The organism is Sphingomonas sp. (assembly GCF_042095875.1).
Taxonomy (GTDB): domain Bacteria; phylum Pseudomonadota; class Alphaproteobacteria; order Sphingomonadales; family Sphingomonadaceae; genus Sphingomonas.
The window spans coordinates 38,908-53,026 of sequence record NZ_JBELMJ010000001.1 but is presented as its reverse complement, the minus strand read 5'-3'; the positions used below and the strand labels follow the sequence as shown (position 1 = coordinate 53,026).

The following is a 14,119-nucleotide window of genomic DNA, read 5'->3' as shown; positions in this document are numbered from 1 at the left end:
ACACGATGCCGAGCCCTTAACCAGTCATCCCGGACTTGATCCGGGATCCCGCTTCTTCTTAACCGTCGCTGGAGAAGGGGCGCCGCGGCGAAGCCGCGTCGTCGAACGGTGCTCCGCACCGCCGGCCGCGCTCGTCGCTCTGCGACTGCGCGGTGGGAGCCGGGACGACCCGCGGCGGAATCGTTGTGGCTGCTTCCTTCCGGACCTGACCAGGTTGGCGACGACCACGTCCGCCCGACTCCCGCGCGCCCTATGGCGGAGCCGGGCGGTGTGATCAAGCCATTAGCGCCGGCTCAGCGGCGGTAGCGCACCGTGCGGCACACGGTCACGCGGCGTCCGTGGCGCCAGCGCTTATCGCACACGCGCCGGCTGTGCCAGCGCCCGCGATAGCGCGGACCGGTATGCCGCACGACCGTGCGCTCGCGCACCACCACCCGCTCCTGCGCCGCGGCGGGCACGGCCGTCGCCGCCACCCCCGTCACCGACATCAAACCGAGCGCCAGCATCGACAGCAAGCTCTTCATCACTTTCTCTCCTCAGTAACGCACGCGGTAGCAGCGGCGGACCGAGCCGTAGCGGGTCGGGCGATAGCGACAAACGGTGCGGAACCGCGGCCCGCGGAAACGTCGGCCGTAGCCGTAGCCGCGCCCGCGGAACCGGCGCGGCGGCGCGTGCCAGCGACCGCCGTGATAATAGCGCCCCGAATGCCAGCCGCGATCATCGCGCCAGCGCTGGGCGTCCGCCGCCACCGGGGTCATCGCGCTCGCCGCCAACACGCCGGCCAAGCTCAACATCATCAGCTTCATGCCTGTTACTCCTGCATGGTCCCACCCGCACCCAGCAGAATAGGGCAGCAGTCCTGCTGGTTCCTGAACCGATGCGTCAGCCGACAGTCAGGTGGCGGGAAGGCTGAGCCCCAGCTCGTCCAGCGCCGGGTCGAGCACGATCTGGCACGCCAGCCGGCTGGTGCGCCGCGCGTTCGGCACCAGGTCGAGCATGTCCTCCTCCTCCTCGCTCGCCGGCGGCAGGCGGTCGGCATCGGCCGCGGCGATCACGACGTGGCAGGTCGCGCACGCCATCGCGCCGCCGCACGTCCCCTCCAGCGGCAGGCCCGCGCGCTGGCACGCGTCGAGCAACCGCTCGCCCACCTCGCCCGTGAACGCGGCCACTGCGTCGCCGTCGATCAGGCGCAGCCTCACGCCGCGATCCCCTGCGCACCCGCCGCCGCGACGATCCGCACCAGGCCATCGCGCAGCGCCGCTTCGGTCGTGTAGCGGCCCCAGCCGATCCGCACCGACGACCGCGCCTGCGCGTCGGACAGCCCGATCGCGCGCAGCACGTGGCTCGACCGCCCCGATCCGCTCGCGCACGCGCTGCCCGCGGAGAAGGCGACGTCGCGCAGGTCGCTCATCATCCGGTTCACGTCCAACCCGTCCCGCCTAATATTTATGTTGCCGCGGTAGCGCTCCTCCACCGCCCCGTTGATCGTCCAGCCCGCCAAAATTGACTCGGCCACGTCCCACAATGCGGCGACGTGCGCCGCGTCCTCGCCCGCGCGCTCGCGCATCAGCCGCGCCGCCGTACCGAACCCCGCGCACAGCGCCGGGCTGAGCGTCCCCGACCGCCCGTCCTCCTGGTCGCCGCCGCGGAGCAGCGGCGCGGGCGCGACGCCGTCCCGCATCCACAGCGCGCCGATGCCCTTGGGTCCGTGCACCTTGTGCGCCGACACCGCGACCAGATCGACCGTGTCCGGGATCGCCACGCGCCCGTACCCCTGCACCGCGTCGCACAGCATCACCGCGCCCGCCGCATGCGCCATCGCCGCCAGCTCGGCGACCGGCTGCACCACCCCGATCTCGTTGTTGACCAGCATCGCCGCGACCAGCCCCGTGCCCGGTACGATCGCCGCGCGCGCCGCGTCGAGGTCGACCAGCCCGTCGCTCCCAACCGGCAGCACCGTCACCGCCCGCCCGCGCGCGCGCTCCGCCGCGACCGTGTCGAGCACCGCGGCGTGCTCGGTCGCGAGCGTCACGAGTCCGCCGGCCGTCCCCTTGATCGCCCAGTTGAGCGCCTCGGTCGCACCGCTGGTGAACGCCACGCGGCCGCCCGCGGGCACCAGGTGCGCCACCTCGCCGCGCGCTACCTCCACCGCCGCCTTCGCCGCGCGCGCTGGCCGATGCGCCGAGTGCGGGTTGGCGAATCCGTCGCGCAACCACGGCAGCATCGCGTCCAGCGCCTCGGGCGCGAGCGGCGTCGTCGCTTGGTAGTCGAGATAGATCACGCCGCGAACGTCCGCGTCTCGCGCGCCACGCCGCGCCACGCCGCGATGAAGCGCTCGACCTCCGCCTCGCTCGTCGTCCGCCCGAAGCTGACGCGCACCACCTCGCGCGTGCGCGCCTCGCTCCACCCCATCGCGCGCAGCACGTGGCTCGGCTTCAGGCTGCCGCTCGCGCAGGCACTGCCCGCCGACACCGCGATCCCGCCCAGGTCGAACCGGATCAGCTGCGCGTTGGCCGCGACGCCCGGCATGTGATAGCTGCCGATCGCGGGGTGACGCTCCGCGCCCTCGCCCACCACCTCGCCGCCCGACCGCCGCACCGCGTCGTCCAGCCGCGCGCGCAGCCGCGCCCACTGCGCGACCGGCTCCGCTTCCTCCAGCGCCGCGGCATAGCCGAGCACGCCGGGCAGATTCTCCGTCCCCGCCCGGTACCCGCGCTCCTGCCCGCCCGACGGCGCCAGCACCGACAGGTCGCGGACCAGCAGCGCGCCGACGCCCGGCGGCCCGCCCCGCTTGTGCGCCGACACCGCGACCAGATCGGCGTGCGCCATGATCTCGGGGTCCGCACCCGCCGGCATCTGCGACGCGTCGACCAGCAGCAGCGCACCCGCCGCGTGCAGCGCCTCCGCGATGCTCGCGATCGGCTGCCGCACGCCCGTCTCGCTGTTGCACCATTGCACGCACGCCAGCCCGCCCGCGACCTGCGCCAGCGCCTCGGCCGTCACCACGCCGCGCGCGTCGACCGCCAGCAAGCGCGGGTCGCTGCCCGACCGCCACACCGCGTCATGCTCCACCGCGCTCGCCCAGCGCTCGCCGACCTGCGCGCGACCCAGCGCGATCGCCAACGCCTCGCTCGCTCCGCCGGTGAACAGCACCTCGCCCGCCCATCCGTACGCCGCCGCGACCCGCGCGCGCGCTTCCTCCAGCGCCCGGCGCGCCGCGCGCCCTTCACCGTGCGGCGACGACGGATTGGCCCAGATCGCCATCCCCGCCAGCACGCCCGCGCGCGCGCCTGCGGTCATCGGCGTCGTCGCGGCGTGATCCAGATAGAGACGATCCGACACAAAAAGTTCCATTCTCAGGTCTCGCGCCTATATAGCGCGGCATACGGGCGCCCGCGCGCCTCGCCCTAACATAACGAGTGACCATGCCCGAAGTCATCTTTCCCGGCCCCGAAGGTCGCATCGAAGGACGTTTCTCCCCCGCGCCGCGCCCGCGCGCACCCGTGGCGATGATCCTGCACCCGCATCCCAATGCCGGGGGCACGATGAACAACCGCATCGTGCAGGAACTCTACAAGACGTTCCAGCGCCGCGGCTTCGCCACGCTGCGCTTCAACTTCCGCGGCGTGGGCAAGAGCCAGGGCACGTTCGACAACGGCGTCGGCGAACTGTCGGACGCCGCTTCCGCGCTCGACTGGATACAGAGCTTCCACCCGGAAGCGCAGACGACCTGGATCGCCGGGTTCAGCTTCGGTGCGTGGATCGGCATGCAGTTGCTGATGCGCCGCCCGGAAATCCGCGGCTTCATCTCGGTCGCACCCCCGGCCAACCTCTACGACTTCACCTTCCTCGCCCCCTGCCCTTCGTCGGGCATCATCATCCAGGGCGCCGAGGACGAGGTCGCGACCCCGCCCGCGACGCAGAAGCTGGTCGACAAGCTGCGCACGCAAAAGCACATCACGATCCACCACGACACGATCCCGCGCGCCAACCACTTCTTCGAGCACGAGATGCCCGACCTGATGAAGAGCGTGGACAATTATCTCGACATGCGGCTCGACCCGAACTCGCCCATAAGGTGAGTTCGCCGGAGCGGAATAGCGTCGCTATTCCGCGTCTCGCCGGCGAGCCCGGCCGGCGGCGCCCCGCGCCGACCGACGACACGGGCTTCGCCCGTGTCGGCTCCCCAACCCTGTCCTACACCACCAACCGGCGCTAACGATCGAGCCCGCTCACCCAGCCGCTCTTTCTCACCGTCACGCCCGCCCAACCACCACGCCGCGCCCACCGCGCCGCCCCGGCCCCGACATCGCGCCTTAGCCTCACCTTTCCATCCGCAACGCCGCGTCTTGGCCTCACCTTAGCCTCACCTTCCGCCGCTCACAGCGTCCAGATGGCGACGTTCGCGACCAGCACCAACGCCATCACGATCATCAGCACGCCCTTGCGCCGGTCGCGCCGCTTGGCGATCAGCACGCCGCCCCCGATCGCGCAGGCGAACGCCGCCAGCATCGCGATCCCCGGCGCCGCCGCCGCGATCGAGCCGTAGAAGCCGCTCACGCGATCGCCCGTGCGTAGGCGTCCACGTCGACGTTCCCGCCCGACAGGATCACCAGCAGCCCCGGCTCGAGCGCGACCTTGCCCGCCAGCACCGCCGCCAGCGCCACCGCCCCGCCCGGCTCGACTACCAGCCGCAACCGCTCGGCGGCCCAGCGCTGCGCGGCGCGTATCTCCTCTTCGCTCACCGCCACCCCGGCCGCGTCGCGCCGGCTGAGCACGTCGAACGTCAGCGGCGATACCTCCTTGGTCTGCAGCGCGTCGCACGCGGTCGGCGGCGGGTTTGGACCTACGGGCTCGATCCAGCTCGCCTCCAGGCTGCGGCGCATGTCATCCCAGCCTTCCGGCTCGACAACCGTGATCGACGCGTCCCGCAGCGCCAGCGCGATGCCCGCCGCCAGCCCGCCGCCCCCGCACGGGACCACCGCGCGTGCGCAGGCCGGCAGCCCCGCCGCCGTCATCTGCTCGGCCGCCTCGATCCCGGCGCTGCCCTGCCCCTCAATGATCCACGGATCGTCGAAACTCGGCACCAAGGTGGCGCCGCGCGCCTCCGCCAGCCGCGCCGCGATCAGCTCGCGGCTCTCGGTTGCACGGTCGTAGTCGACCACCTCGGCGCCCAGCGCCAGCGTCGCCTCGCGCTTGGCGGCAGGCGCGTCCGCCGGCATCACGATCGTCGCCGCCATGCCTAGTCGCCTCGCTGCCCAGGCGATACCCTGCGCGTGGTTGCCGCTGGAGAAGGCGACCACGCCGCGCCCGCGCGCTTCCTCGTCCATCGCGGTCAGCCGGTGCCACGCGCCGCGGATCTTGAACGCGCCGATCGGCTGGAGCGATTCGGCCTTCATCGCCACCGCCACGCCGTCGATCGTCACCACGTACAACGGCGTCTGCGGCAGGATCGCCGCGACCTTCGCGGCGGCGTCGCGCACCCCCGCACGCGTCGGTTGTCGTAAAATCGTCACGTCTCGTGGAATGCCACGAAACAAGGGTCCGCGAAACGCTTTACAGGGGGGTAGGTCGCTCTTATGTGACCCCTCCGCTGCCCCAAGGGACTTCCACCGCAAGGCAGTGATCTGTTGAACAACAAGTCCGCGGCGTCGCCGTGGCGCGGAGGTCCCTTGAATTGCACCAGCATCATAGCGCGCTGGGGCTAGCGCCCCAATCGACTGCCGTCCGTGGCGGCATCGACATCGCCAAGGGTGGACCGGTACAGCCGGTCACGCTCGTTCGTCCCCACGCTGCGGCGCGGGCCGCCCGCTTCTTCTCGGAGAAGTTCCCGGGCCGCTCGATGTACGCGGTGAAGGCGAACCCGAGCCCCGAGCTTCTGCAGATCCTGTGGGACAATGGCATCACGCACTACGACGTCGCCAGCCTCGCCGAGGTGCGGCTCGTCGCGCGCACGCTGCCGCAGGCGACGCTCTGCTTCATGCACCCGGTCAAGGCCGAGGAAGCGGTGCGCGAGGCCTATGCCACGCACGGCGTCCGCACGTTCAGCCTCGATTCGATCGAGGAGCTGGACAAGATCATGCGCGCGACCGGCAACGCGAGCGACCTTACGCTCTGCGTTCGGCTGCGCGTCTCGTCCGAGCATTCGAAGCTCAGCCTCGCGTCCAAGTTCGGCGTCGCCCCGCACGAGGCGAAGGCGCTGCTGTTCGCCGCGCGCCAGGCTGCCGACGCGCTCGGCATCTGCTTCCACGTCGGCAGCCAGGCGATGACGCCCGACGCTTATGCCGACGCGATGGAGCGCGTGCGCGCTGCGATTGTCGAAGCATCGGTAACCGTCGACGTAATCGACGTCGGCGGCGGCTTTCCGTCCAGCTACCCCGGCATGGAGCCGCCTCCGCTCGAGCGCTATTTCGAGACGATCCACCGCGCGTTCGAGAGCCTTCCGATCTCCTACTCGGCCGAACTCTGGGCCGAGCCGGGCCGAGCTTTGTGCGCCGAGTACAGCAGCGTCGTGGTGCGCGTGGAGCGTCGCCGCGGCAACGAGCTGTACATCAACGACGGTGCGTACGGCGCGCTGTTCGACGCCGCGCACATCGGCTGGCGCTTCCCGGTCACGCTGCTGCGCGAGCCCGAGTCGACCGTGCGCGATCATCCCTTCTCCTTCTACGGCCCGACCTGCGACGACCTCGACCACATGGCAGGGCCGTTCCTGCTGCCCGCGGACGTGCAGGCCGGCGACTATATCGAGATCGGCATGCTCGGCGCCTATGGCTCGGCGATGCGCACCGCGTTCAACGGCTTCGGCTCGGACGAGACCGTGGTGGTGACCGACGAGCCGATGGTGACACTCTACGTCGAGCAGGACAACGGCGAGCAGGGCCGGGGCGAGCGCGCCTCCAACGTCGTCAAGCTGTAACGCCAGGCTGCAACGAACCGGTGGCGGCGCGCATTGATGCGCCGCCACTTACGGGTTTGCGCGTCCCCATGAACGACGTCGCGCCGATCATGCGGGAGCATCCCATGACTGACACCCTCAACAAGACTGCCGGCGCCAACGCGCCGATCAACGACAACCGTAAGGCCGAACTGTTGTCGAAGCAGGTCAAGCACATCGACATCAAGAGCTTCGACGCGCGCCCGATCGTCGACGCGATGAGCGACATGAGCTTCACCAGCCGCGATCTCGGCCGCGCGACCAAGATCTACAACGACATGCTCGCCGACAAGGATTGCACGGTGGTGCTCGTCATCGCCGGTTCGACTTCGGCGGGCGGCTGCATGGACCTGTACGCCGAACTGGTGCGCAACAAGATGGTCGACGTCATCGTCGCCACCGGCGCGACGATCGTCGACATGGATTTCTTCGAGGGGCTGGGCCACAAGCACTACCAGGCGCTCGAGGTGCCCGACGACGATACGCTGCGCTCGCTCTACATCGATCGCATCTACGACACCTACATCGACGAGGAGCAGCTGCAGGACTGCGACTTCACGATCAACAAGATCGCGGAGAGCCTGGAGCCCAAGCCCTATTCGAGCCGCGCGTTCATCCGCGAGATGGGCAAGTATCTCGTCGAGCACGGCAAGAAGGAGAACAGCCTCGTCAAGCTCGCCTACGAGCATGACGTGCCGATCTTCTGCCCGGCGTTCGTCGATTCGTCGGCCGGCTTCGGTCTCGTCAAGCATCAGGTCGACGCGGCGAAGGAAGGCCGCCCGTACATGGTGCTCGACGCGATCGCCGACTTCCGCGAACTCACGCAGATCAAGATCGAGGCGGGTACCACCGGGCTCCTGATGATCGGTGGCGGCGTGCCGAAGAACTTCATCCAGGACACCGTCGTCTGCGCCGAGATTCTCGGCCACGAGGACGTCGAGGTCCACAAGTACGCGGTGCAGATTACCGTCGCCGACGTGCGCGACGGCGCCTGCTCGTCCTCGACGCTGCAGGAGGCGGCGAGCTGGGGCAAGGTCAACACCGGCATCGAGCAGATGGTATTCGCCGAAGCCGGCTCGGTGATGCCGCTCCTGGCGTCCGACGCCTATCACCGCGGTCACTGGCACGACCGGCCCGAGCGCCGCTGGGCCAAGCTGTTCGCCTGATGGCGAAGGGTGAGACCTTCGAGCGCCACCGTCAGCCGTGGACGCCGGACGAAATCCAGAAGCTCCACACGCTCGCGAAGAAGGGCATGGCGCTGAAGGCGATCGCCAAGGCGCTCAAGCGCTCGGAGGAATCGATCAAGGACCGCGCCAAGGCCGACGGCCTGTCGATCGCCAAGCTGCGCTGACGCGGTCAGGTCCGACGTGGAGCGGAAAGGGGAGGCACCGAATCAGGCGCCTCCCCTTCTCCGTCCAAGCTGCGTGCTTTCGGCGGTACTGCGTTCGGTCGTCTACGGCGCAGGCACCTTGGACGCACCGGCATGCGGAGCATCCTGCTCGTCAGCCGAACAGCCGCTCCAGGCTGCGCTCCAGCATGACGAATTGCCACAACGTCCGCCCGTGCTCCTCGCGCCCGGTGCGGTGCGCCTCCGCGACGCGTGCGATCTCGCCCATGTCGAACCAGCTGCTGTCTCCCAGCACACGCGAGCGCGCCAGCCCCGCAGCCTCACCCGCCAGCGCGCCGCGGAACCACGCGCTGACCGGGGTCACGAAGCCCATCTTGGGCCGGTACAGAATGTCGCGCGGCAGGTAGCGTTCGAGCGACCGCTTCATCAGCCACTTGCCCTCGCCCCCGCGCAGCCGCATCGCCTGTGGCAACGTCGCGGCGAACTCGACCAGCCGGTGGTCGAGCAGCGGCTCGCGCGCTTCCAACCCGACTGCCATGCTGGTGCGGTCGCCCTTGGTCAGGATATCGCCGGGTAGCCAAATCTTCATGTCGGCATATTGCGCGCGGTCGATCGCGTCACGCGCGGGCGCGTCGCGCATCGCTGCGACATAGCGATCCTCCGCGCGGTGCCCGGCGAGCGCGTGCTTCGCGGCATCGCTGAACAGCGCCTGGCGCAGCGCAGGGGTCGTCACCCCGACCGAGCGCACGTACGCCTCCGCGCTATCGTCGGCGAGCGCGAGCAGCGTCGTCTTGGCGCGCAACGGCCGCGGCGCCCAGTCGGCCTTGGGGTAGACGCGCCCGAGTGTTCCGAACACGCGTCGACGCAGCTCAGGGGGAAGCAATCCGCGCACGCGCTCCTCCGCCGCCTGGAAGCGGTAGCGCCGGTAACCCGCCATCGCCTCGTCCGCGCCGTCCCCCGACAGCGCCACGGTCACGTGCTCGCGCGCCAGCGCCGCGACCTGGTAGGTGGCGAGCGCGGACGCGTCCGCGAACGGCTCGTCGAACGCCGCCACCAGTGTGTCGATCAGTCCGAAATCGTCCGATCGCACGACGCGGACGTGGTGGTCGGTCGCGAAGCGCTGCGCGACCGCGGCGGCATGGCTGCGCTCGTCGTGCCCCGCCTCGTCGAATCCGATGGTGCAGGTCTTGACCGCGGCGCGGCTCGCTTCCGCCATCAGCGCGACCACCGCCGAGCTGTCGACCCCGCCCGACAGGAACGCACCGAGCGGGACGTCCGCGACCATGCGCGAGCGCACGCCGTCGCGCATCCGCTCGATCAGTTCCTCGCCCAGCGCCGCCGCCGACCCGCGCGCGCGATTGGCGAACGATATGTCCCACCATTGCCGCGGCTTGGGCGCGCCCTTGCCTCGCTCGATCAGCATGTAGTGGCCGGCGGCGAGCTTGTTGACGCCCGCGACCAGGCACGCGTCATCGGGCACGTAGCCGTAGGCGAGATAATCCTCGACCGCGCGCACGTCGGGTTTGCGCCTGAGCAGCGGGTGCGCGAGCAGCGCCTTCAACTCCGACCCGAACGCGATCGCGCCATCGGACAGCTCGGCCCAGTGAAGCGGCTTCACCCCCAACCGGTCGCGCGCCAGGAACAATGTCTGCGTCGCGGCATCGTGGATCGCGAAGGCGAACATGCCGTTCAGTCGCTGGAGCATCGCCGCACCCCAGGCGACGTAGCCGTGGAGCAGCACCTCGGTATCGCCGTCGGTCGCGAACACCGCGCCGCGCCGCTGCAATTCGCTGCGCAGCTCGCGGTAGTTGTAGATCTCGCCGTTGAACACGATCGTCAGCCGCGCGTCGGCGGTCGCCATCGGCTGCGGCGAGCCTGCCAGGTCGATGATCGACAGCCGCCGATGCGCGAAGCCGACGCCGGGAGCGGTCCAGACCCCTGCCCCGTCAGCTCCCCGATGCGCGATCGCGTCCGCTATCGCGCGCAGCCGCGCCGGGTCGACCGGCTTGGGCGTGGCGGGATAGAACAGCCCCGCGATGCCGCACATCAGCGCGGCGTCTCGGCGATCCGCAGCATCGCCGCGCCCGGATCGCCCAGGCTCGCCAGGAAGTGCTCAATCGCGGCGCGTGGATCGTGGCCCGGCGCGGCAACCGCCGACAGGTGCAGCGCAATCGCGGGCTCAGGCGCGCCGAACAGCCGCATCTTGACGGTCGCCACCTTCACCTGCCTGTCGTCCCCCGTCACCGTGTCGCCGACGCGGTACCATGTCGCGACGACGCGCTCCACCTCCCCGCCGCCCATGCCCGGCGACGCGTCCGCGACGATCCGCATCGCGCGGCCGCCCGCGATCGGCGCCAAGTCGGCGACGCGCACCCAGCGATCGTCCTCGCGCAGCACGCCGGTGCCGTAGGAGACGAGCTCGCGCCCTTCCGCCTGCTGCGCGAACACCGCGACGCCGACGTCGACCGCGTCGCCCGAGCGATCGGCGTAGCGGCCGAGCAGGAAGTGATCCGCCCCCGGATGATAAGGCGACCACGCCGCGCGGGCGTCTAGATCGACGCGGCGCCAGCCGGCCACCTCGGGCAGTGCGATCCGCGCGGGCAGCGGGGCAGCGCGCGCCATGATCGCCGCCGCGCTCGCCGGGAACACGCCCGCGCTCGCCACGACCAGCACACCCGCGACCACGACCTCCAGCGTCAGCCGCGGCCGCGTCTGCAACGCAGCGGGATTGAAGGCGGGATCGTCGGGCGAACGGTCGAACCACCGCCACGCGATCGCCAGCACCCCCGCCATGACGATCGCGAAGAACACCCAGCCGTAGACGATATGGTCGAACCCCGTCGCCGCCTCGACGCTGGTCAGGTGCGCGGCGTAGATCGTGCCGAACGCGCGCACGCCGTTGGCGATCACCGGTACGACTACGCAGACCGCCATGAACAGCGCGCGCCTGCGCCACGAGGTGAAGCACTGGTTCGCCACCAGCACGCCGAACGCGACCATCGAGATGACGAACTTCGCGCCCGAACACGCCTCCGCGACCTCGAAATAATAGCGCCCGGCGTGGATCAGCACGCCGTCGACCTCGGCCGGCACACCGAACAGGTGGAGCAGCGGCATCGTGATCGCCACCGTCACGTCCTGGAGCGGCGGTTCGAGCTCCTGTCCGAACGGCACCGCGAAGAAGGCGTAGCCGAGCGGAAACAGCAATCCGCGCGCGACATTCGGCCCCAGCGTCGCAACGACCGCGCCTTCCAGCATCAGCACCAGCCCGAGCTGCCGCGCCAGCGCCACGCCCGCCACCTCGCCCAGCAGCCACCCCGCCCCGCCAGCCGCGACGACGAGCAGCCCCGGTGCCCAGGCAACCGGCTTCAACTGCGCGAGCTCGCCGCGCCGCGCCCACACCAGCCACGCGACGACCGGCGCGATGAACAGGCAGTGGCCGAACGTCGTGCTGGTCCACCACAGATGCACCACGTCGCGCACGTCACCGTGGAAAATCAGCAGCAACGCCGCCGCAGCGAGCGCCAGCACGACGAGGGCCTTCGTCCACGCGCCGAGCGCGAACGCGCCTCTGGACAGCGCAATCGTCACGCCGCGACCCGCGCAGGCCCGGTCAATCCCATCATCGCATCGAGCGGCGCGAGGCACGCGTCCCAGGCGTAGCGGGCCTGCACCCGCGCCCGCGCCGCTTGCCCGGACGTGCGTGCGCGGTCGGGTTCGTCGAGCAGCGTGGTGACGGCATCCACCATGCCGCTTCCCTCTGCGACCCAGATCGTGCCGGCATGATCGATGCCTTCCGCTGCTGCGGGTGAGGCAACGACGGCGCGCGCCATCGCCATCGCCTCCAGCACCTTGTTCTGGATCCCGCGCGCAAGCCCGAGCGGCGCGACCACCACCTCGGCGGCGGCGAGCCAGCCGCGTACGTCGGGCACCTCCCCGGTCACGATCACCGCTTCGTCCGCGAGCGCGCGCACCTCGCGTGTCGGCGCACGCCCGACGATCGCGAAGCGCACCTCGGGGTGCGTCGCGCGCACGCGTGGCAGCACGTCGCGCGCGAAACTGACCACCGCGTCGACGTTGGGCTTATAGTCCATCTGCCCGGTGAACACGATCATCCGTCCCTGCCCGACCACCGACACGAAGCGTGCTGCGGGGTCGAAGAAGGTCGTGTGGATCCCATTCGACACCGCGCGCGCGCCCGGCACCAGCGCGGCTTCCTCCGCGCTGACGAAGAGGCTCGCCTCCACCCGCGCTGTCACCGCGCGCTCGTACGCGCCGAGCAGCCGCGCCTCGCGCCGGTACATCCAGCGCGATAGCCCGCGCGCATCCTCGGCGAAGGCGGCGAACTTGGCAGAATCGGCGTCGACGAAGTCCATCACCGCGGGCACGTCGTCCGGCAGGTACTGCGCCATCTGCCCGGAGAAGGCGTAAACGCGATCGATCGCCCGCTCGCGCACGATACGCGCGACCGCCCCTCGCACCCGGGCATCGTCGAACGCCGCCAGTGACAGCGGCCGCCCGCTCGCCAGCGCCTCGACGCCTGCCCGCCAGCGCGGCTTGGTCCTCGCCACCACCACGCACTCGCCCAGCATGTCGCGGAACTCGGATGGCGGTACGAGGTCGCGCGGGTCGTCCGCGAACGCGACCAGATGCACCCGCGCGCGCGCCGCCAGGTGGCGCAGGACGTGGAAGCTCCTGATCTTGTCGCCGCGATCGGGCGGGAACGGCACGCGGTGCGCGAGGAACAGGATGTCCATCGCTCAACCCAGTCCGCGACTGATCCAGGGACCCACCGCATTGGCGAGCGGCAGCGGCAGCTTGGCCCACGTCCGCACCATCAGCGCGTATTTGGGATTGAGCGGATTGACCTCGCGCCGCCCGCCCTCGCTCCACGAGGCGTAGGACAGCGGTCGTCCCTCGAAGCCCCAATTCTTCTTGAACGCCGCAGGACCGGTGCCGACCTTCGAGCGCCCGAAATCGAACCGCGTGCACCCGCGCCCGCGCGCGTGCGCCATCAGCGCGAAGTACATCCGGTCATTGGCACGCAGCGCGCGCGCAGCCTCGGTTCCGCCGCCCCAATAGGGATAGACCGTGCCGCGCCAGTAGAGGCTCAGCACGCTCGCGACCGGCTCGTCCCTGTGCCTCACCGTCAGCACGTCGGCGTCCATACGCGCGATCACCTCGCGGAACAGCGCGCGCGGGAACACCGGCGTGCCCAGATTGCGCACCGATTGGGCGTAGACGCGGTAGTGAGCGGCGAGCGCCGCCGCATCGCGCCCGATCTCGACCGTGAGGTCGTTCGCCAGCGCCTTGCGCACCTCGGCACGCTGCTTGCGCGGGATCGCGAGCAGTTCCGCCTCGTCACTCGCTGCCAGACCGCGCGCGAAGCCGAGGTAGCTGCCCTCGTCCACTGCCCAGCCCGTCGGGTGCGCGCCCCCGCGCAGCTCGACCGATGGGCAGCCGAGCCGCCCCGCCAACGCGCGCGCCGCCGACGCCAGCGGCTCGACCGTTTCCGCATCACCCAAGATACCGCCATCCACCGCGAATCCGCACGACACCAGCGCGCGCCCGAACAGGGGCGAGCGCATCTCGGTCAGCGGCAGCACGCCCGCGAGCGTATTGTCGCCGTACTCGGCCAGCAGCAGATGCGCGCGCTGACCGCACGCCGCCGCAATCGCCTCGCTCCATTCGAGCTGGTGAAACGGCGTCGCGTTCGCGTGCGCGCGCACGAATTCGGCGACGCGCGCGCGATCCGACGCAACCGCCGGACGCACCCCGATCGGCCTGGCGAGCAGCGGCATCGTCACGACGCCAGCCGTTCCACCACCGCGTCGACC

15 protein-coding genes and 1 other RNA gene are annotated in these 14,119 nt (G+C 70.6%); 4 read left to right on the top strand and 12 right to left on the bottom strand.

The features are described from left to right. Positions 1-148: 148 nt before the first annotated feature. The 6 genes from ffs to ACFDS6_RS00245 form a co-directional block, all read right to left on the bottom strand. An RNA gene (gene ffs, locus ACFDS6_RS00270) (signal recognition particle sRNA small type) lies at positions 149-246 on the bottom strand. Between the two features lie 47 nt (positions 247-293). Continuing rightward, on the bottom strand, positions 294-524 hold the full coding sequence (locus ACFDS6_RS00265) for a hypothetical protein (protein WP_375270107.1): 231 nt from the start codon (positions 522-524) through the stop codon (positions 294-296). A gap of 12 nt (positions 525-536) precedes the next feature. After that, positions 537-806 (bottom strand): hypothetical protein, encoded by a 270-nt coding sequence (locus ACFDS6_RS00260; protein WP_375270106.1) that lies wholly within the window; start codon positions 804-806, stop codon positions 537-539. A gap of 87 nt (positions 807-893) precedes the next feature. Further along, on the bottom strand, positions 894-1,199 hold the full coding sequence (locus tag ACFDS6_RS00255; protein ID WP_375270105.1) for a 2Fe-2S iron-sulfur cluster-binding protein: 306 nt from the start codon (positions 1,197-1,199) through the stop codon (positions 894-896). Beyond that, the gene (locus ACFDS6_RS00250) at positions 1,196-2,281 is read right to left on the bottom strand and encodes a cysteine desulfurase family protein (RefSeq protein WP_375270104.1); all 1,086 of its coding nucleotides are present in this window, start codon (positions 2,279-2,281) and stop codon (positions 1,196-1,198) included. Before ACFDS6_RS00250 ends, ACFDS6_RS00255 begins: the two co-directional genes overlap by 4 nt. Further along, on the bottom strand, positions 2,278-3,354 hold the full coding sequence (locus tag ACFDS6_RS00245) for a cysteine desulfurase family protein (protein WP_375270103.1): 1,077 nt from the start codon (positions 3,352-3,354) through the stop codon (positions 2,278-2,280). The genes ACFDS6_RS00250 and ACFDS6_RS00245 overlap by 4 nt, the downstream gene beginning before the upstream one ends. Positions 3,355-3,425: 71 nt before the next feature. On the opposite strand from ACFDS6_RS00245, the gene ACFDS6_RS00240 reads away from it, so the two are divergent. Beyond that, entirely contained in the window at positions 3,426-4,082 is a 657-nt protein-coding gene (locus ACFDS6_RS00240; protein ID WP_375270102.1) for an alpha/beta hydrolase, read from the top strand. Positions 4,083-4,380: 298 nt separating this feature from the next. Here ACFDS6_RS00240 and ACFDS6_RS00235 read toward each other — a convergent pair whose 3' ends face one another. Beyond that, positions 4,381-4,560: a hypothetical protein gene (locus ACFDS6_RS00235; protein ID WP_375270101.1), complete on the bottom strand. Its 180-nt coding sequence runs from the start codon at positions 4,558-4,560 to the stop codon at positions 4,381-4,383. Beyond that, positions 4,557-5,483 (bottom strand): threonine/serine dehydratase, encoded by a 927-nt coding sequence (locus tag ACFDS6_RS00230; protein WP_375270100.1) that lies wholly within the window; start codon positions 5,481-5,483, stop codon positions 4,557-4,559. The genes ACFDS6_RS00235 and ACFDS6_RS00230 overlap by 4 nt, the downstream gene beginning before the upstream one ends. 194 nt (positions 5,484-5,677) lie before the next feature. Between ACFDS6_RS00230 and ACFDS6_RS00225 the strand changes: the two genes are divergently transcribed. From ACFDS6_RS00225 to ACFDS6_RS00215, 3 genes are all read left to right on the top strand, one after another. Further along, positions 5,678-6,916 (top strand): type III PLP-dependent enzyme, encoded by a 1,239-nt coding sequence (locus tag ACFDS6_RS00225; protein ID WP_375270099.1) that lies wholly within the window; start codon positions 5,678-5,680, stop codon positions 6,914-6,916. 104 nt (positions 6,917-7,020) lie between these two features. Continuing rightward, on the top strand, positions 7,021-8,100 hold the full coding sequence (locus ACFDS6_RS00220; RefSeq protein WP_375270098.1) for a deoxyhypusine synthase: 1,080 nt from the start codon (positions 7,021-7,023) through the stop codon (positions 8,098-8,100). Beyond that, entirely contained in the window at positions 8,100-8,285 is a 186-nt protein-coding gene (locus ACFDS6_RS00215; RefSeq protein WP_375270097.1) for a hypothetical protein, read from the top strand. The genes ACFDS6_RS00220 and ACFDS6_RS00215 overlap by 1 nt, the downstream gene beginning before the upstream one ends. A 151-nt stretch (positions 8,286-8,436) precedes the next feature. Here ACFDS6_RS00215 and ACFDS6_RS00210 read toward each other — a convergent pair whose 3' ends face one another. From ACFDS6_RS00210 to ACFDS6_RS00195, 4 genes are read right to left on the bottom strand one after another with little or no spacing between them, the layout of a single operon-like run. Then, positions 8,437-10,329, bottom strand: coding sequence for an XrtA/PEP-CTERM system amidotransferase (locus ACFDS6_RS00210; RefSeq protein ID WP_375270096.1), 1,893 nt, complete (start codon positions 10,327-10,329; stop codon positions 8,437-8,439). Continuing rightward, on the bottom strand, positions 10,329-11,873 hold the full coding sequence (gene xrtA, locus ACFDS6_RS00205; RefSeq protein ID WP_375270095.1) for an exosortase A: 1,545 nt from the start codon (positions 11,871-11,873) through the stop codon (positions 10,329-10,331). Before xrtA ends, ACFDS6_RS00210 begins: the two co-directional genes overlap by 1 nt. Next, complete coding sequence (locus ACFDS6_RS00200; protein ID WP_375270094.1) at positions 11,870-13,039, bottom strand: TIGR03087 family PEP-CTERM/XrtA system glycosyltransferase; 1,170 nt, start codon at positions 13,037-13,039, stop codon at positions 11,870-11,872. Before ACFDS6_RS00200 ends, xrtA begins: the two co-directional genes overlap by 4 nt. Positions 13,040-13,042: 3 nt before the next feature. Then, positions 13,043-14,089: a FemAB family XrtA/PEP-CTERM system-associated protein gene (locus ACFDS6_RS00195; protein WP_375270237.1), complete on the bottom strand. Its 1,047-nt coding sequence runs from the start codon at positions 14,087-14,089 to the stop codon at positions 13,043-13,045. Positions 14,090-14,119 lie beyond the last annotated feature (30 nt).